Below are 18,174 nucleotides of genomic sequence, written 5' to 3'. Positions count from 1 at the left end.
CACCGCGTCATTCCCGCGAAAGCGGGAATCCCCTGCGAAGAAACAGAGATTCCCGCTTTCGCGGGAATGACGCCGTGGTGGACTGACAGTTCAAGCAAACGCTCCCGGTTTCGCCGGGGTGACAGTGGAACTACTTCCCCTGCGCCGGCATCAGCCGCAGCGACAGCCACACACAGAATCCGCCCAGCAGCGCCAGGGCCGCGGCCACGAAATAGGCCCCTGCGCCCATATCCTTGACGAGCCAGCCAAAGCCGATCACCGCAATGATGGACAGCAATTGCTGCCCGACGACATAGAGGCTCTGCGTTTCGGCCGCGATGTCCTCGCTCGTCCAATTGGCGATGAAATGCACGCAGCCCATATAGCCCAGAGCGAAGGTGATGCCGTGAGTCAATTGCAGCGCCACGAGGAAGCCGATGCCGGGCTCAAAACCCATGGCAAACCAGCGCAGCGCCGACGCGATGGCCGAAATCAGGATCACGACGCGGGCCGAAATCCCGCCGCCGAACCGCTTCCACAAAAACATCATCGCCGCTTCCGACGCTGCCCCCAGCGCGATCAGCGGCCCGATGACATCTTCGGAAATGCCCTGCTCCTTCCAGAGCAGCGAGGCAAAGGCGTTGAGAATGAAATGCGTGCCGAAGACCATGCAGAAGCCGAACAGCGGCAGCAGGAACCATGGCTTGGCAATGTCGCGCAGGCGAGCGGCCGGAGCCGAGGTGGCAGCCTTCACCGTCTTTTCCTCGGCCGGCGCCCGGAAAGCAGGCAATTGCAGCGCCACCAGAGCGCGCAATATGGCAAGGCCGACAAAGAGCGGCACGAAGACATCGGCACCGAACCAGACGACGAGATAGCCGGTGAGCCCGTTGAAGACCATGTAGCCCACCGTGCCCCAGGCCCGCATCACGCCAAAATCGCTACCATTGCGCCGCGCCAGCCGCATGGCCGCCGCATCGAGCACCGGCCCGACGGCGCCGCCGGGAAGGCAGACCAGTGTCCAAAAAAGCAAAATGCCCCAGAACTCGTTGACGAAGAAAAGGCCGATGGGGACGATGCCGCCGATCAGCGCCCCGATGACGATGACCTGCCGCCAATCCTTGGCCCGGTCGGCCACGCGCCCGATCACCAGGTTAAACAGCAGGATCATGGCGATGGGCACGGCGTTGATGAGGCCGATCTGCTCGGGCGTGATACCCTTGCCCGAAAGCCAGATCGGCAGAAACATCACGGCGGCGCCGCTGCCCGTAAAGAAGCTCGCATAAAAGGCCGAAGTGCGCATTTCGGGCGTCACGCGGCCGGCAGGCATCTGGCTCATTCAAGCAATCCGAGGAAACGAGAAAGGCGGGCGGGGTGCCCGCGTCAGGAAACGGCTGGCCGCGTCGCATCCTTGGGTGGACGCATACGCAGTGAAATCAATACGCAGACAATACCGACGGAGCAGGTCACGGTCGAAGCAAAGAAGGCGTGCGACCCGAACCATTCCACCAGCCAACCGAACGTGACCAGCATGACCATGGCCGCGCCCTGGTTGAGCATATTGGCAAAACCCTGCGCTTCGGCAGCGTTGGATTCATGCGTCCAGTTGGCGATGAAATGCACGACCCCGAAATAGCCCATGCCAAAACTGAAGGCATGCAGCAATTGCAGGAAGAACAACGCCTGCACTGGCGGCGCGAAGGCGAGCACAGTGAAGCGGAGCAGCCCCGCCATGCAGGCGACGAGGATCATGTTGCGCGCCGTCACCCGTCCACCGAAGCGGCGCCAGGCGAACATCAGCACTGCCTCACCCACAGCGGCAATGCCGAGCAGCGGGCCGAGGAAATGATCGGGAACCCCCTGCTGGTGCCAGAGCAGCGCGCCAAAGCTACCCATCACCGCATTGCTGGCATTGACCAGCGCAAAGGCGACGAGCGGCAGCACGAACCAGGGCTTTAGCGAATCGCGCAGCTTGACCCGCTGCAGCGGCGCGCCCTGCGGCACATTGGCGAGGGTCGCTTCCTGCGCCGGCGCCCGAAAGCGCGGCAGGAGAAAACCGAGCACGGCGCGGATCACCGTCATGGCGATATAGAGCGTCACGAAGGCGCCCGGCCCGACAACAGTGAGGAGCCCACCAATTCCGGCAGCGCCGACCACATAGCCGATCGTCGCCCAGGCGCGCACGGCGCCGAAATCCGTGCCGTTGCGCTTGGTCATGCGCACCGTCGCTGCGTCGATGATCGGCGGAACCAAGCCATTGGACATGGCCGTCAGCGCCCAGATGAGCAGGATGCCCCAGAACTCGCTCATGAAATAAAGCGCGAAAGGAATGACCGCGGAAACCAGCGAAATGGAAATGATGGCGGTGCGCCAGTCATCCGCGCGGTCGGCTATGCGGCCGATAACCATGTTGAGAAGCAGCAAGCCCAGCATGGGCAGCGCGTTGATCAGGCCAATCTGGTCGGCAGGTATGCCATGCAGGCTCAACCAGATGCCGAGAAAAACCGACGCCACGGCGCCCGGAAGATAGACGGTGAATTGATAAAGCGATGCACGCGCCTCGGGTGTATCGAGGCGCGACAGAACGGAAGACATGGAAAAGACTCCGGGCGCAAATCAGCGCCCCGGGCCCCTTGGTGCCTTGCAGTGTCACACAATGCAAGACCCAAATGGCGGCAAGCTGCAACGTTCTAAAGCGGTGCGTCCTTTCGGGTACGCCTAGATCGCTTCCGCCAGTTGCGGCAACCGCACCGTCGCAGGCACGAGGCCATCGAGAAACTGCCGCGCGCTGGCGGCCCAGGTGAAATTCTGAGCATGCGCCGACGCATCGCGCCGGTCGAGCATCAGCGCCCGCCGCACTGCCACGGAAAGGTCCGCGTGCAGGGCCCCTGCTCGGCCGTCCGTCAGAATGTCCTTGGGGCCGGTCACCGGATAGGCGGCGACGGGCGTGCCACAAGCCAGCGCCTCGGTCATCACATTGCCAAACGTGTCCGTGCGGCTCGGGAACACAAAGACATCAGCACCCTGATAGGCTTCCACTAGCGCGTCACCGTGGCGATACCCGCAGAACATCACATCAGGATGCAGCTTCTCGAGCCGGACGCGATCCGGGCCATCGCCCACGACGATCTTCGTTCCCGGGACATCAAGCGCCAGAAACGCTTCGATATTCTTCTCTGCGGCCACCCGGCCCACATAGAGCAGATGCGGTCCCGGAAGATGGGCAAAAACATCTGACTTGCCGGGTTGGAAGCGCTCCATGTCCACGCCACGCCCCCACAGCCTTAAATGCTTAAAATCACGCGCGGCAAGGTCATCGCGCAGCGATGGCGTTGGCACCAGCGTATTGCCGGCGGGCTCGTGGAACCAGCGCAGATACCCATAACTCCAGTCCTGCGGCACCGGCAGGCGCGCCGAGACATATTCGGGAAAGCGCGTGTGAAAACTCGTCGAGAAGCCCTTGCCGCGCTCGATGCAATATTGCCGGGCAAGCAGCCCCAGCGGGCCTTCGGTCGCGATATGAATGTGATGCGCCCGCGAATGCGCCAGCCGGTGGAACACGGCCCGGCGCGAAGCCAATGACAAACGAATTTCTGGATAGGTCGGCACCGGCACGGTCCAGAATGCCTCCGGCGTCAGATAATCAACGCTATGTCCCCACTCGCGCAAAACCTTGCCGACGCTTTCGAGCGTGCGGACGACGCCGTTGATCTGTGGGCGCCAGGCATCGGTGACGATGACAATGCGACGGGATGACCGAAATGAAACGGTATTGGCCATGGCGGCACCGCGTGGCTGAGTTCAGGCCAGTTCAGCCTGCTCCCGCCAATTTGCGTTGCCATGACGATAATGCGACGGAGCGGCGACAGCCTATTCCGTTACCGGACGCCGGATTTTCGCCCGGCGCGGTTCGCCCACCACCATCTCGGTCCACTTGATGAGTTCGAACTCGCCATCGTGATTCTCGGCCACGGCCGTGCAGCTTTCGACCCAATCGCCGGTATTGATGTAGTGGATGCCCAGGCGATCATGCATGTCGGCAAAGTGGATGTGCCCGCAGATGACGCCGTGGACACCCGACTCCTTGGCCTCATGCACCAGCGCCTCTTCGAAGCGCCCAATGACCGAGACGGCGTTCTTCACCTTCTGCTTCGCCCAGGCACTGAGCGACCAATATTGCAGCCCCAGCCGACGCCGCACCCAGTTGATGGCAATGTTCACGCGAAGCGCAAAGTTGTAGGCCCAATCCCCTACATGAGCGAGCCATTTGGCGTTCATCACCACCACATCGAACTGGTCGCCGTGGATGACGAGATAGGTCCGCCCGGTCGCCGACGTATGGATCGTGCGATCCACAAGCTCGATCTCACCGAAATAGGTGCCGAGATATTCGCGCAGGAATTCGTCGTGATTGCCCGGCAGATAGATGACCCGCGTGCCGGCCGTCGCCTTGTCGAGCAGTATCTGCGTCAGGACATTATAGTCTTCCGGCCAGTGCCAGGCCTTGGCCAGCCGCCAGCCATCGAGAATGTCGCCGACCAGATAAATGGTCTCGGCGTCATGCAGGCGCAAAAATTCGATAAGCTGCTTCACCCGGGTGGGCTTCATGCCCAGATGCACGTCGGACAGGAACAACGCCCTTACGCGCCGCACCTCGCGGTCATCCGTCATTGCCCGGCCTCCAAGTTACTGCGGCACTTTATCTTCGGAGCGCGACGGAGGAAACCGGCTTCGTTAGAAAGAGGTGGAAAGCCCAGCGCGTGCTGCGGCTATTCCAGCCGCTGCTTCAGGGCAACAATACGGTTGTAGCTCTGTTCGATCCGCGCAGCGAAGTCAGGATCGGCTTCAGCCTGCTTGACGAGAATATCCAGAACCTCGCGCGACAGCGTCGGCCGCTGATAGGCAGTGTTGGAAAAGAGCAGGATGTCCATCCCCGCCTTCACGCCCTCGACCACCGTCTCTTCGAGCGTGAAATGATCGCGAATGGCGCCCATTTCGAGGTCGTCGCTGATGACCACGCCATCAAAGCCAAGATCGGTGCGCAACACGCCGTCGATCCAGCGCGCCGACAGCGAGGATGGAGTCTGACCATCATCGTCGGCATAGTCGGCGTGATAGAGATGGCCGACCATGACCATGTCGACGATACCCTCGGAAATCAGCTCCTGATAGGGTTTTAGCTCGTCCGGCGACCAGGTCTTGGTGATGTCGACAAAGCCTTCATGGCTATCTGCGGTCGACGATCCATGCCCCGGAAAATGCTTCAGCGCAGTCGCGAGGCCTGCCTTGTGATGGCCCTCGATGAAGGCGCGATCGTAGTCGATGACGGTGGCGGGATTGGCCCCATAGGCGCGGCCAAACTTAGCAATCACCTGATTGTTGGGATTGGTATTGAGATCGGCCACCGGCCCGAAATTGACGGTAAAACCCTGCGCCGCAATGCCCTTGGCCATGTCGCCATAGACCGCTTCTGCCTCTTCCGGCGTATCGCGCGCGGCAATGGTCGCAGCATTGGGGATCTCGGTAAAACCGACATCCTTGGTCAGCCGCTCGACCGCGCCGCCTTCCTGGTCGATCGTGATGAAGGGCGGCAGGTCCGGCGAGGCCGCACGGAAGGCAGCGTTCATGGCGGCAACCGCTTCGAGATTGGCCACATTCTTCTTGAGATACATGACGCCACCGAGCCGGCCAGCCGCCAACTCATCACTCAGCGCCTTGACGCTCGTATCGTCCGCGCTGTCACCTTCAAAGCCGATGACGATCATCTGCCCCGCCATTTGCTCCAGCGTGGCAGCTTGAACGGGCATAGCAAAGGCAAGGCATGCGAAGGCAGCGGCGAATATCGGGCGCAAAACGGGACTCCGGCGGGCGAATCTGTCGCGCAGAGTGGCCACGAAAAGCGGGCGAGACAATGACTGAGATATCGGAGTGCCTGACCCACCCACGGTGTCATTCCCGCGAAAGCGGGAATCTCTGTTTGCAGCGCGAGATGGAGATTCCCGCTTTCGCGGGAATGACGCGGTGAAAGAAAAAGCCCCCGGGCAAACCCGAGGGCATAGTGTGTAGTGGCAAATCCGAGAGAACTCAGCCCGCGGCCCGGTTTTGCCTGTTCGCAATCAGGTCATCGACCACAGCCGGATCGGCCAGCGTCGACGTATCACCCAGCGACCCAAAATCGTTCTCGGCCACTTTTCGCAAAATACGGCGCATGATCTTGCCCGAACGGGTCTTCGGCAAGCCCGGCGCCCACTGGATCAGATCCGGTGTAGCAATCGGCCCGATTTCCTTGCGCACCCAGCTCTTGAGCTCTGCCCGCAATTCGTCAGAACTGCTCTCGCCGGCCATCAGGGTCACATAGCAATAGATGCCCTGCCCCTTGATGTCGTGCGGATAGCCGACCACGGCCGCTTCGCTGACTTTCGGATGCGCCACGAGTGCGCTTTCGACTTCCGCCGTGCCCAGCCGGTGGCCGGACACGTTGAGCACGTCGTCGACGCGGCCGGTGATCCAATAGTAGCCATCGCTATCGCGCCGGCAGCCGTCGCCGGTGAAATAGTAGCCCTTGTACTGGGTGAAATAGGTCTCGATGAAGCGCTGGTGATCACCATAGATCGAGCGCATCTGCCCCGGCCAGCTATCGGCAATGGCAAGAACGCCCTCGGCCTTGGTCTGGCTTTGCACTACGCCTTCGGGCGACAGTACGACAGGCTGCACGCCGAAGAACGGCTTTGTCGCCGAACCCGGCTTGACCGGGAAAGCGCCCGGGAACGGGGCGATCATGTGACCGCCGGTTTCCGTCTGCCACCAGCAGTCGACAATGCCGCAGCGATCCTTGCCCACATGCTTGGAATACCAGAGCCAGGCTTCGGGATTGATCGGCTCGCCCACCGTGCCCAACAAGCGCAGGCTCGGCATTTCGAACTTGTCGACGAAATCCGAACCGGCCCCCATTAGCGCACGAATGGCCGTGGGAGCCGTGTGGAAGATATTGACCTTGTGGCGCTCGACCACCTGCCAGAAACGGCTGGCATCAGGCCAAGAGGGAATGCCCTCGAACATCAGCGTCGTCGCGCCATTGGCCAGCGGCCCATAGACGATATAGCTGTGCCCGGTGACCCAACCAACGTCGGCCGTGCACCAGAAGACTTCGCCACGCTTGTAGTCAAAAGTCTTTTCGTGGGTCAGCGACGCATAGGTGAGATAGCCGCCCTGGGTATGGAGCACGCCCTTGGGCTTGCCGGTCGAACCTGATGTATAGAGGATAAACAGCGGGTCTTCCGCATTCATCGGCTCGGGTTCGTGGAACGGCTCGACACCCGCGGCAGCCTCGTGCCACCAAACGTCGCGCGAACCCTTCATCGGCACATCGCCGCCGGTATTGTGCACGACGAGAACCTTGCGCACGCCGGGGCAATCCTGCAGCGCCTTGTCGACATTGGCCTTGAGCGGCACGGTCTTGCCGCCACGACGGCCTTCGTCGGCCGTGATGACGACCTCGGAATCGCAGTCATTGATGCGGCCGGCCAGCGCGTCCGGCGAAAAACCGCCGAAAACCACCGAATGCACCGCGCCGATGCGGGCGCAGGCGAGCATGGCATAGGCAGCCTGCGGAATCATCGGCAGATAGATGGTGACGCGGTCGCCCTTTTTGACGCCCAGCGACTTCAGCACATTGGCGCAGCGGCACACTTTCTCGTGCAGCTTGCGATAGCTGATATATTCCGCCTCATCGGCCGGATTGTCCGGCTCCCAGATGATCGCGATATCGTCGCCGTGCTCGGCCAGATGCCGGTCGATGCAATTGGCGGCAACGTTCAGAACCCCGTCCTCAAACCACTTGATCGACACATCAGGATATTCGAACGTCGTATTCTTGATGGTCTTGGGAAAGGTCACCCAATCGAGGCGCTTGGCCTGTTCTGCCCAGAATCCATTCGGATCTGTGAATGACCGCTCATATTGCGCAGCGTACTGCTCGCCCGTCGTCTGGGTGTGTGCAATCGCGGCCGCACTTGGCTGGAACAAGAGCTCTTCGCTCATTGTCATCCTCCCTGGTCTCTCCCGGGACCCGTTCTAATGAGCCGATCTATCCGCCGCAAGCCCTTGACGATACGACTGAAGTGTTAGGCCACGGGTCATTAACGGCCTCGCGCTAGACTAAATGGCGCAGATTTGCGCAAGGGAGCGATCCATGGCCGAAATGACCATCCGTGCCGCCAAGCCCGAGGATGTGCCGCTGATCCATGCCGAGCTCATGGATGTGATCGCGACCTCGCCGCACTATAGCGACCGTTTTAAGGCCCATGAAATGGGGCGCCTCAACAAGACCTTTCTCCACAACCTCTTGGCCATCGATCCCTGGCACATCATGATCATGTGCGCCGATGGCGTGCCGGGCGGCGCCATGGTCTCCGGCCCCGAATGCGGCGCCGTCTTCCGCTACTGGAGCTGGGTGTTCCCCTCGCACCGCCAGACCAAGCTCGGCATGTTCGGCATGCGCGCCTTCGACGAGCATTGGGACAAGAAGCGCTTCCACAAGGCATTCACCTTTGTGCGCCCCGAAAACGAGGTCGCCCGCATGCTGCTCAAGCGCTACGGCTACCGCGAGACGGTTCTCCTCGAGCAGCACATCTTCGGGCAGGATTACCTGCTGATCGAAAAGTTCTACACCAAGGAAGAGGAAGGCTATGACAGCGGCGTCAACATTGGCCGCCTCGGACGCCTCAAGAATCGGCTGAAAGGTCTCGTAGGGGCCTGAGCGCCCCTACTCTGCCGCCACCACGCGCCGCCGCGAGCGGAACCACTGCAGGATCGACACATCCACATGTGCAGTATGCAGCGCCGTCAGCCATAGCGCGACCGACCAGATGCTGATGGCGAAGATCGCGGCCAGCGAGGCGCCGACAAGCCCAAAGCTCGGCACCAGCAGCAAATTCCCGACGAACAGCGCGAAAATCCCCAGTGCAATAGCCGGTAGGCTCGCCCAGGGCCGATCATGGATCGACAGCACGATCGAAGCCGGCCCCATGGCCGAACGCACCACCAGCGATAGGCACAGAATCGCTAGCGGCATCGCTCCGGCCGAAAATTCGGGCCCAAACAGCATCAGTGCAATCGGCGCCCCCACCAGCGCCACGCAGAACAACAGCAGCGCCACCCCGCTCGCCACCACATTGGCCTCGCCGACCTTGCGGTTGAATTCGTCGCGATCGGCTTTGGCCTCGCTCTCGAACATGTCGGGCATGGTCACGGCATAGACCGCCGCCACGCCGAAGGACACGAGCGAGAAGATGCGTGTGCAAACGCCGAAAATGGCCAATTCGTCACGGCCGAGCTGCTGGCTGAGCAATAGGAGATCGATGTCGAAGAAGAAATCGGTGGCAAGGCTGATCACCACCCATGGCAGCGCAAAGCGCCACCAGCGCCGAGTTTCGGCAGTCTGAGAACCCTCGCCGAGCGGAATCTTCGGCAGGGCCGTCACCACAAAGCCGAACTGTACCAGCGATACGACCACATAGCCGACGCCGATACACCAGAGCATCTGGGTAAAGCCGGCCTGAGGGATACCCACGCCGAGCGCCACAAGGAAGGACGCCAGCACGATCATCGGCCGCAGCAGCGTGTCGGCAAAGAACCCGGCAAAAGGCCGCTTGAGCCCGACCAGCGTCGCGCTGTTCACATAGACAACGGCCGTACCCAGAGTGAGCAGCGCGAAGGGCACGAAGTGCAGCGCCACTGCGCCCTGCCCCTGCCCGATCGCTTCAAGCAGCATCGGCCCGATAATGATCAGCCCGGCAAAGCTCAGCGCCACGAAACCGTAGGATCTCATGAGAAAGGCCAGCAATTGCTGCCGATTGCCCCGCGCCCGATATTCCGCAGCAAAATAGGTGCCAACGGTGTGATAGCCGAGCGGCATCACCACCGAGACGAGATTGACGCTGGCGACAACCAACAGGAACTCGCCCAAAAGCTCCGCCCCCCACAACCGCGCAATCAGCGCCTGGGCGACGAAAATGAAGCCCGCCCCGAAAATGCGAGCGGCAAAGATGATGGACGACTGCGAGGCCAGTTTCCGGGCGAGGCTCATTGCAGATACTCGTCCCAGATATGCGGCGCCTGATCGGGCCGCGCCTTGCTGCTCCGCAGCCAATCGAGATGCCGCCGCGTATGCTGGATCACGTCACGCGCCGTGAAAGCGGCATTGCCGACAAACCCCGCCCATGGCGACGAGGCATAGTTCAACACCGGCGGCACAGGACGGATCACGCCCGCCGTGCCCACCATGCCGGTCTTGAACTGATGCAACCCGTGGAAACCATCGGTACCACCGAGATCATACCATTGCGCGCGCGTATGATCGCGCAGCCAGCGGATCACGTGCCAATGGAGGAAATAGCCGGCCCGCAAGGGCAAAGCCTTGTCATTGGTCGCGCCATAGAGATAGACGGCCCGCTCGCCGGCCTTGAAGACCAGCGCGCCGGCCACCGTCTCGCCTTCGTGGCGTACGAAAAACAGTTCCGGCCGCAACGGCTCGTCGAGCGCCATCAGCGCATCGAGCGTTTCATAGGCCGAATGATCGGGAAACTGCTTACGCTCGGTCATTGAGGCGTAGAGCGTCTTGAACGCCTCGATATCGCCCCCTTGAGCCCATTCGAATTCAAGTTCTGACTTTTCAGCCTTGTTGAGCTGCCGCCGCCAGGTCTGATGAAAGCTTTTTCGCAACTCGTCGTCCGAAAGACGCAACCGCACCAGATAGCGATTGGGGAAAAGCAGCGTCGAACCGCGCCTGAATCCGCGCTGGCGCAGCGCCAGATAGCCGCGGTTGATCTCCCCGGGCGAGGCGTGCAGCAGCACCGACAGCATCATGCCGCGCTTTTCGGCATAGTCCTCGACGAGACGCTCGACCATGGCCGAGCGCAGCGCATCGGCATCCGGCCCATTGGCCGAAGCCAGCATGGGCGCCCATTTCACCACGGCCATCTTGCTCAGCCGCAACGGCAAAGGCTGAATCATGACCAATGCACCGCCCACAACCGTGTTGCCGCGCTGAAAGACCACGGGCTCCTGGCTCACGTCCGGCCAGCGGGTGGAGGCAAAGGCATGCATCTGTTCCTGGCAGACTTCATCGAAGCCACCAATGAGCCTGTCCCATTCGTCGCCCGAAACCTGTCGCGCCACAAGCGCAATGGCATTGGCGCCGGCAGCCGGAACGGCGGCCCGCGCAGGCTCCATCATCTCCCCGGCAAAAACGGACATGAAAATCCCCGCAGATTGGTCGTCTGCGGGGAGGCTAGTGGCTCGAGGTGAGCAAATTCCTATTTCGCTGCACCAAATGCCTGCAATCGCGGCACTTGGTTAGCGAATGCTCAAGCGTTAGTGCGTTGCGGCGGCGGCAGCCGGCGCGTGCGGCGTGTAAAGGAACGGGATTTCCGGAATGGTGAAGAACGCCCCGGCACCCTCGAGCACCATGCGGATGGCGACGAAGAGGATGATGAGCAGGCCAATCCAGGCGATCCAGCGGAAGCGGTGGAGCAGGCGGGCAATAAAGGTCGCCGCAACGCCCATCATGACGACCGACAAGGCCAGGCCAAAGATCAACGCTTCAAAATGATGCTGGGCCGCGCCGGCCACGGCCAGCACGTTGTCGAGCGACATGGAAACGTCGGCAATTATGATCTGGGTAACAGCCTGGCGCAGCGTCTTGCGCGGCGCCTTGCCGGCAACGGCACCATCGGCGTTAAGGTCATGGCCGGACAGCGCTTCGGTTGCCTCGCCCTCTTCCTCGTGGCTAACCGCGAGCTCGCGATACATTTTCCAGCAGACATAGAGCAGCAGAACGCCACCGGCGATCAGAAGCCCGCCGCCCAACGACAACAGTTGCGTGGTGATCAAGGCAAAGAAAATACGCAGCACTGTCGCTGCCCCGATGCCGATCAAGATGGCCTTGCGGCGCATGTCTGACGCCAGCCCCGCAGCGGCAAGGCCGATGACGACAGCATTGTCTCCCGCCAGCACCAGATCGATGAGAATGACCTGAAGCAGCGAGCTGAAGAAACTCGGATCGATGCCGAACATGAAGGAGGCGCCTTCCAATCAGAAAAATCTTCTGCGGCTATACGACGCCTGATGGAAGGAAGAAAGCGCCTGTTCCGTAAACAATTGGGATAGTTGTGTGCGGGGTCGACATTTGATCCGCAGCCCGGCAAAGCGCAGCAAAAAGCCCCGGTAGCGTGTGCTGCCGGGGCCTTTGTGTCGACGTTGATATGTTTCCATCTCGTATCGACATTTACACAACTCGCCTCCCACCGGATCGTTCCACGTCTCTGTCGATTTTTTGCCCCAACCCAGCGCGCACCAAACTTTAGAATGAATCTAAGAAAAGCGCTTGCAGTCTGGATTCATTCTAATCTATTCTCGCTAACAGATTGAAATCACTAGATTTCATGATTTTAAAAGTCGAGTTTACGGAGCGACCAATGACCACTTCCGCCACCACCTGCACCTCCTGCGTGTTCTTCGAAGACAAGGCCGCCGCCAATGCCGGTGTGTGCCGCGCCCATCCGCCGGTCCCCTCCTCTGCTTCCGAAAAGCCGGCTGCGGTGTGGCCGACCGTAAAGAATGACGACTGGTGCGGTCAGCACACCGCCGGCCGCCAGTAAGCTTGGCGAACCCCAAAAAAGCCCCGCTCCCGCGGGGCTTTTTTATTACCTTGGCGAGCCGGAGCTCAAAAGCAAAACAGGCGCCGCTGGATGAGCGGCGCCCTGTTTTAAGGCTTTGTATTTGTTGGACTTTGGTGGGCGCACAAGGGCTCGAACCTTGGACCCGCTGATTAAGAGTCAGCTGCTCTACCATCTGAGCTATGCGCCCGTCTCTAAGGACCGGCACCAAAGTGGCGCCTCTCTAGCAAGTGAGTTTTCGGATGTCTAGTCGGTTTCGCCGACTATCCTCGGCTCGTCTGAGAGGCGGAAACGACAGAGGCGACCCGAAGGTCGCCTCTCGTAGTCCTTGTAAACAAGGAAGACTTTGGTGGGCGCACAAGGGCTCGAACCTTGGACCCGCTGATTAAGAGTCAGCTGCTCTACCATCTGAGCTATGCGCCCGTCTTAGGAAGACCGGCACCAAAGTGGCGCCTCTCTACCAACTGACTTTTCGACTGTCTAGCCCGTTTCGTCACAAAATGTGGATAAGCTTCTGGGATCCTTGCGGATCGCCCCTCTTGCGGCGCCGTGGCCGCCGCAACAGATCGTGATCCCTCCCGGAGCATCGGCCGAGAGAATGGGCTTTTACGAGCGCAAATGCCTGTAGGCATTCAGCTCGAAGACATTGTCGCGCGGCTCCGGCTCTTCGGGCCGGAAATCGTCCATCAGGCCGATCGTCCGCTCGATGATGTGACGCAATTGACGAGATTGCTGATCGGCGCCTTGCAGGATAACCGCAGCGCGCTGCAAATGGTCACGAGCAAGCAAATAGGTCGGGTTCACTTTTGCTCCTTTCTATACGGCTTAGTGGGAATCGGCGCATGAACAAGGGTGAACGCGCATAGTTGTCGGCTACTTGCCGATGTGCTTGCGATTTAGTTCAAATGCCACGGACCGCGAACGCCGCCCCGAGAGCCCCGGCCCAAGGGCCTCTGCCGGTTTTGAACACTTAATCTGGCTGTTGAGAACTCTTCCGCGCACCTCCGATCTTATCGTGGCTTGACCGCCGAGATACGCTAAAACGGAACCATACCTCTTGCCGGAGCCGTCAATTGCCTCTGCCTGAACTCACGGAAATCGCCGAAAAACTGCCGGAAACCGTCCCCTTCGTCGGCCCGGAGGCCATCGAGCGCAAGACCGGCGTCAAAATTCGGGCCCGAATCGGCGCCAACGAATCCGGCTTCGGCCCCAGCCCCAAAGTTCTGGCCGCCATTCGCGAGGCCGCCGAGGGCATCTGGAAATATCCGGACCCCGAAAATTACGAGCTCCGCGTGGCGCTCGCCAGCTTCCATGGCATCGCTCCGGATGAAGTCACCATCGGCGAAGGGGTCGATGGCCTCATGGGCCTCATCGTGCGCCTCTTCATGGAGCCCGGCGATGTACTGCTGACCTCGCTCGGCGCCTATCCGACGCTTAACTATCACGTCATCGGCCATGGCGGCCGTCTGGAATTCGTCCCCTATCAGGGCGCCCACGAGGACCTCGCCGCCCTCGCCGAAGCCGCCCAGCGCCTGAAGCCGCGCATCGTCTATGTCGCCAACCCCGACAATCCCATGGGCTCCTATTGGCCTGCCGCCGATATCGAAAAATTCATCGCCGCCATACCCGACGAAACCCTCATCATGCTCGACGAGGCCTATGGCGAATTGGCGCCCGACGACGCTCTGCCGCCCATCGATACCGGCAAGGGCAATCTCCTGCGCCTGAGGAGTTTCTCCAAAGCCTATGGTCTCGCCGGCATCCGCGTCGGCTATGCCATCGGCCCGAAAAAGATCATCGGCGCCTTCAACCGCGTGCGCAACCATTTTGGGGTCAATCGCCTCGCCCAGGCCGCGGCCATGGCCGCGCTGGCCGATCAGGACTATCTGCGCGAGGCAAAGGCCAATATCGCCGCCGCCCGGGAGCGTATTGCCGGCATAGCGCGGGACAATGGCCTCACTGCCCTATCCTCGGCCACCAATTTCGTCGCGGTCGATTGCGGCCGCGACGGCGCCTATGCCACGAAAATTCTCGAACAACTCGCTTTGCTCGGCGTCTTCATCCGCAAGCCCGGCACGCCGGGGCTCGACAGGCATATCCGCATCAGCGTCGGCCCGGAGGCCGACATGGCCCTCCTCGCCGAATCCCTGCCCAAGGCCATCAAAGCCGCTCAGGGAGCGGCGTAAAACCCGATCCGCGCCAGGAGATAGCGATGGTTGGACCCATGGCTGTCGGCACCCGCTGACACATCGAGAATACGGGCGTCGCCGCGCGTAAAGATATTGTCGATGGGCACGCCCACCGGCCCCAGTTCCACCGGCCAGGTCGCCGGATAAGTCGGCCCTGGCACAAGGTTTTGCGCCCGCCCCAGCCAGGCGAGCGGCGCGGTCCACAGGGCCGCGTTGAAATCGCCCGACAGCACCACCGGTCCCTCGATCTGCGCCAGCGTGTAGCGCAGATAGCCCAGCTCCTGCAGCGAAGCCTCGTCGAAATAGGGTTTTGAGAGGTGAATACCGACCACGGTCAGGCCCACACCCGCGATCGTCATCGGCGCCACCACCAGTCGCGAACGCCGGAAGGGCGGAATCTCCAGTACCTTACCGTTCGTGATAGGATGGCGCGAAAACAGCGAGATATCGCAGGTCGCCACCCGATCGCATCCCAACCGATAGGGCAAGGCTGCTTCGATCTGCGGGATATATTCGACGACGCCCGGCGTTTCCATGATCAGCGCCACATCCGGCGCCGCCGCAACGATGAAATCGGCCGCCTGGCTGGCGGTGCGGTTGCCGCTCAACACATTGTAGTTGAGAAAGGTCATCTCGGCCCGTAGCGCGCCGACCGGCTCATCCCGCCGCGCCTGAAATTCCCAGACATAGTAGGCACCGTGGGCAAAGGCGATCGCGAGCACACCCATGAAGAGCAGCGCCCGCCACTTGGCTCCGAACAGCACCATGAAAAAGGCCAGCACCAGCCCCAGCGCCACGAGATGAAACCGCAGGGTCTGCAGCAAAAGTTCACCGGGCAGGCCCGGCGTAACCGATGTGATGACGAGAATGACGGCGAGCACGCCACCAAGGGCAAGGACCGCGCCTCGATATTCCGCTTTGCTCCACATCCCGCTCTCTCGCGCTGGTTGGAACAGGCTAGAGCAGCTTCCTCATCTGGATGCAAGGCAGTGGACTGTCCACGAGCTCATTGGGGTCCCAGTCGAACGGTTCCCAACCCGTCTTTTCGTAAAAACCCAACGCGGTTTCGACGGCGTTGACGAGCAGGGTGTGAACACCAAGCGCCCGCGCCTCCTCGGTCACCAGCGCTTCCATGACGCGCCCGTGCCCGCGCTTTTGCTCCGAAGCCGTGATCGCCACAAGCCGGACCGCAGCCCGACCGCCTCCGAACAAATCAAGCCGCACCGTACCCAGCGCCTGCCCGTTCCATTTCAGCAGAAACGGATGAGCAAAGTTGGCGTAGTCGTGCGGGTGGTTGTCGTTGTAGATTCCGAAGCGTCCCCGCGCTTCGAACAGCTCGACCCGGCGAATGGCGTGAAAATCAGCCCAATCCGCCGGATCGACAACTCTAACTAGCTCATAGCCCATCGCACGCCCTTCCTCTCAGCCGTGCCGCCCGGAAGCACCGGACGGTATCGAGCTTGCAATCAGGACGGCGAGTTTAGCCGGCCAGTGCGCCCTGCGCCGAGGCGCCACGTTCGATCATCACACGGTTGAGCGCGTTGAGATAGGCGCGGGCCGAAGCCACCAGCGTATCGGGCTCCGCCGCATTGCCCGAGGCGATCCGGCCATTCATTTCGAGACGCACATGGGCCGAAGCCTGCGCATCGGTGCCGCCCGTCACGCCGTCAACGGCATAGAGCACCAGATGCGGATCCTGCCCCGAGGCTTCCTTGATGGCATTGAAGATCGCATCGACCGAGCCCGTCCCCTCATAGGAAACATTGGTCTCGACGCCATCAATGGTCACCACCAGGTTACACTTGTGCACGCCACCGGTCTTCGAAACGACTTCCATGTCCACCAGCTTGATACGGTCGCCAACCGAGCCGACTTCGTCGTCCACCAGCGCGATAATGTCGGCGTCGTAGACATGCTTCTTGCGGTCAGCCAGGTCCTTGAAGCGCTGGAACGCTTCCTGGAAAGCGTTATCGCCCAGCTCGTAGCCCAGTTCCTTGAGCTTGTCCTTGAAGGCGGCGCGGCCCGAATGCTTGCCCATCACCAAGGTCGTTTCCTTGATGCCGACGCTGGCCGGGGTCATGATTTCATAGGTCTCGGCATTCTTCAGCATGCCGTCCTGATGGATGCCGCTTTCATGCGCGAAGGCATTCTTGCCCACGATGGCCTTGTTGTACTGCACCGGGAAATTTGAGGCCGCCGACACGATACGGCTGGCGCGCGAGAGCTGGGTCGTCTCGATTTCGGTGAAGAACGGCATCGCGTCGCCGCGGGTGCGCAACGCCATCACCACTTCTTCCAGCGCCGCATTGCCCGCGCGTTCACCCAGGCCATTTATCGTGCATTCGATCTGCCGCGCGCCGCCAGCCACACCGGCCAGCGAATTGGCGACAGCCATGCCCAGGTCATCGTGGCAGTGCACCGAGAAGATCGCCTTGTCGGCATTCGGTACGCTTTCGATGATGGTCTTGAACATCTGGAAATGCTCTTCCGGCACCGCATAACCGACCGTATCGGGCAGGTTGATCGTCGTCGCACCGGCCTTGATGGCGGTATCGACGCAGCGCTTCAAAAATTCGAGCGGCGTGCGGGTCGCGTCCATGGCCGACCATTCGACATCGTCCACCAGATTGCGCGCCTGCGCCACGGTCCGGGCGATGATCTCGATTACCTCGTCCTCGGTCTTCTTCATCTGGTGAGCCAGATGGATCGGCGAGGTCGAAACGAAGGTATGGATGCGGCCCTTCTTGGCGTGGCGCACGGCCTCGCCTGCCCGGTCGATATCGGCGGTGATGGCGCGAGCCAGACCGGCGACAGTCGCGTTCTTCACCTGCTTGGCGACGGCAACGACGGCCTCGAAGTCACCATTGGAAGCAATCGGGAAACCGGCTTCGATGATATCGACGCCCATTTCGTCGAGCGCGTCGGCAACCTGCAGCTTTTCTTCCAGCGTCATGGTCGCGCCGGGCGATTGCTCGCCATCGCGCAGCGTGGTGTCGAAGATGAAGACGCGTTCTTTGTTGCTGTTGGAAGCAGTAGAGGTCATTTCAGGCACTTTCCTATCGGCCCCGAGGCAATGGCTCGCTGGACCGGACATGTTTCGATGTTCGGTTTATGGCGATATCCCCTGACGACCCGCTCGCTAATTCGAGCTGCCGGTGATCAGGGGCTGATAAGAAGGAGAAGAAGCGCGGCCGGAAGCAGCAGCAAGCCAGCAGCAATCATCAAGGCGCGATTGCGCTCCTGAGTCTGTGCGATTGCAATGGCTTTGGCGCGGCGGCGCTGCATGGAGAAAACTCTCTAATTTGACAGCAGCATGATCGAATTCGCACTGT

17 protein-coding genes and 2 tRNA genes are annotated in these 18,174 nt (G+C 61.1%); 3 read left to right on the top strand and 16 right to left on the bottom strand.

Features of this window, described 5'->3' with window-relative positions; translation table 11 throughout:
* Positions 1–130: 130 nt before the first annotated feature.
* The 6 genes from J7557_RS02885 to acs all read right to left on the bottom strand — a co-directional run bounded on the left by J7557_RS02885 (position 131) and on the right by acs (position 8,016).
* Entirely contained in the window at positions 131–1,315 is a 1,185-nt protein-coding gene (locus J7557_RS02885) for an MFS transporter (RefSeq protein WP_291417147.1), read from the bottom strand.
* A 44-nt stretch (positions 1,316–1,359) separates the two neighbouring features.
* Complete coding sequence (locus tag J7557_RS02880; RefSeq protein WP_291417145.1) at positions 1,360–2,571, bottom strand: MFS transporter; 1,212 nt, start codon at positions 2,569–2,571, stop codon at positions 1,360–1,362.
* 123 nt (positions 2,572–2,694) lie between these two features.
* Entirely contained in the window at positions 2,695–3,756 is a 1,062-nt protein-coding gene (locus J7557_RS02875) for a glycosyltransferase family 1 protein (protein ID WP_291417143.1), read from the bottom strand.
* 90 nt (positions 3,757–3,846) lie between these two features.
* Positions 3,847–4,647 (bottom strand): UDP-2,3-diacylglucosamine diphosphatase, encoded by an 801-nt coding sequence (locus tag J7557_RS02870; protein WP_291417141.1) that lies wholly within the window; start codon positions 4,645–4,647, stop codon positions 3,847–3,849.
* 98 nt (positions 4,648–4,745) lie between these two features.
* A complete protein-coding gene (locus J7557_RS02865) occupies positions 4,746–5,783 on the bottom strand; it encodes a glycoside hydrolase family 3 N-terminal domain-containing protein (protein ID WP_291417139.1) in 1,038 nt (345 codons plus the stop codon).
* A gap of 277 nt (positions 5,784–6,060) precedes the next feature.
* Positions 6,061–8,016 (bottom strand): acetate--CoA ligase, encoded by a 1,956-nt coding sequence (gene acs / locus J7557_RS02860; protein ID WP_291417137.1) that lies wholly within the window; start codon positions 8,014–8,016, stop codon positions 6,061–6,063.
* A gap of 151 nt (positions 8,017–8,167) precedes the next feature.
* On the opposite strand from acs, the gene J7557_RS02855 reads away from it, so the two are divergent.
* Complete coding sequence (locus J7557_RS02855; protein ID WP_291417135.1) at positions 8,168–8,734, top strand: hypothetical protein; 567 nt, start codon at positions 8,168–8,170, stop codon at positions 8,732–8,734.
* Between the two features lie 6 nt (positions 8,735–8,740).
* On the opposite strand, the gene J7557_RS02850 is transcribed toward J7557_RS02855, so the two are convergent.
* The 3 genes from J7557_RS02850 to J7557_RS02840 form a co-directional block, all read right to left on the bottom strand.
* Entirely contained in the window at positions 8,741–10,063 is a 1,323-nt protein-coding gene (locus J7557_RS02850; protein ID WP_291417133.1) for a lipopolysaccharide biosynthesis protein, read from the bottom strand.
* Complete coding sequence (locus J7557_RS02845) at positions 10,060–11,232, bottom strand: GNAT family N-acetyltransferase (protein WP_291417131.1); 1,173 nt, start codon at positions 11,230–11,232, stop codon at positions 10,060–10,062. Before J7557_RS02845 ends, J7557_RS02850 begins: the two co-directional genes overlap by 4 nt.
* Before the next feature lie 117 nt (positions 11,233–11,349).
* Positions 11,350–12,051, bottom strand: coding sequence for a YjbE family putative metal transport protein (locus tag J7557_RS02840; protein WP_291417129.1), 702 nt, complete (start codon positions 12,049–12,051; stop codon positions 11,350–11,352).
* A 401-nt stretch (positions 12,052–12,452) separates the two neighbouring features.
* On the opposite strand from J7557_RS02840, the gene J7557_RS02835 reads away from it, so the two are divergent.
* A complete protein-coding gene (locus J7557_RS02835) occupies positions 12,453–12,635 on the top strand; it encodes a hypothetical protein (protein WP_291417127.1) in 183 nt (60 codons plus the stop codon).
* Between the two features lie 132 nt (positions 12,636–12,767).
* Here the strand turns inward: J7557_RS02835 and J7557_RS02830 are convergent.
* From J7557_RS02830 to J7557_RS02820, 3 genes are all read right to left on the bottom strand, one after another.
* Positions 12,768–12,843 (bottom strand) — tRNA-Lys (locus J7557_RS02830).
* Positions 12,844–13,000: 157 nt separating this feature from the next.
* A tRNA-Lys gene (locus J7557_RS02825) sits at positions 13,001–13,076 on the bottom strand.
* Between the two features lie 183 nt (positions 13,077–13,259).
* Positions 13,260–13,457, bottom strand: coding sequence for a hypothetical protein (locus tag J7557_RS02820; protein WP_035087139.1), 198 nt, complete (start codon positions 13,455–13,457; stop codon positions 13,260–13,262).
* 269 nt (positions 13,458–13,726) lie between these two features.
* Here J7557_RS02820 and J7557_RS02815 point away from each other — a divergent pair, with 269 nt between their 5' ends.
* Entirely contained in the window at positions 13,727–14,839 is a 1,113-nt protein-coding gene (locus J7557_RS02815) for a pyridoxal phosphate-dependent aminotransferase (protein ID WP_291417123.1), read from the top strand.
* On the opposite strand, the gene J7557_RS02810 is transcribed toward J7557_RS02815, so the two are convergent.
* From J7557_RS02810 to J7557_RS02795, 4 genes are all read right to left on the bottom strand, one after another.
* Positions 14,824–15,771, bottom strand: a complete 948-nt coding sequence (locus J7557_RS02810; protein WP_291417121.1) for an endonuclease/exonuclease/phosphatase family protein — start codon at positions 15,769–15,771, stop codon at positions 14,824–14,826. The two genes, J7557_RS02815 and J7557_RS02810, sit on opposite strands and share 16 nt — an antisense overlap.
* Positions 15,772–15,799: 28 nt before the next feature.
* Positions 15,800–16,249: a GNAT family N-acetyltransferase gene (locus J7557_RS02805; RefSeq protein ID WP_291417120.1), complete on the bottom strand. Its 450-nt coding sequence runs from the start codon at positions 16,247–16,249 to the stop codon at positions 15,800–15,802.
* Positions 16,250–16,322: 73 nt separating this feature from the next.
* Complete coding sequence (locus tag J7557_RS02800; protein ID WP_291417117.1) at positions 16,323–17,885, bottom strand: 2-isopropylmalate synthase; 1,563 nt, start codon at positions 17,883–17,885, stop codon at positions 16,323–16,325.
* 116 nt (positions 17,886–18,001) lie between these two features.
* Positions 18,002–18,127, bottom strand: a complete 126-nt coding sequence (locus J7557_RS02795) for a hypothetical protein (RefSeq protein WP_280114010.1) — start codon at positions 18,125–18,127, stop codon at positions 18,002–18,004.
* Between the last annotated feature and the right edge of the window lie 47 nt (positions 18,128–18,174).

Origin of the sequence: Devosia sp., assembly GCF_017744655.1 — a bacterium.
Classification (GTDB): Bacteria; Pseudomonadota; Alphaproteobacteria; order Rhizobiales; family Devosiaceae; genus Devosia.
Note: the sequence above shows the minus strand (reverse complement) of the source record. Positions and strands in the feature narration are given on the sequence as shown.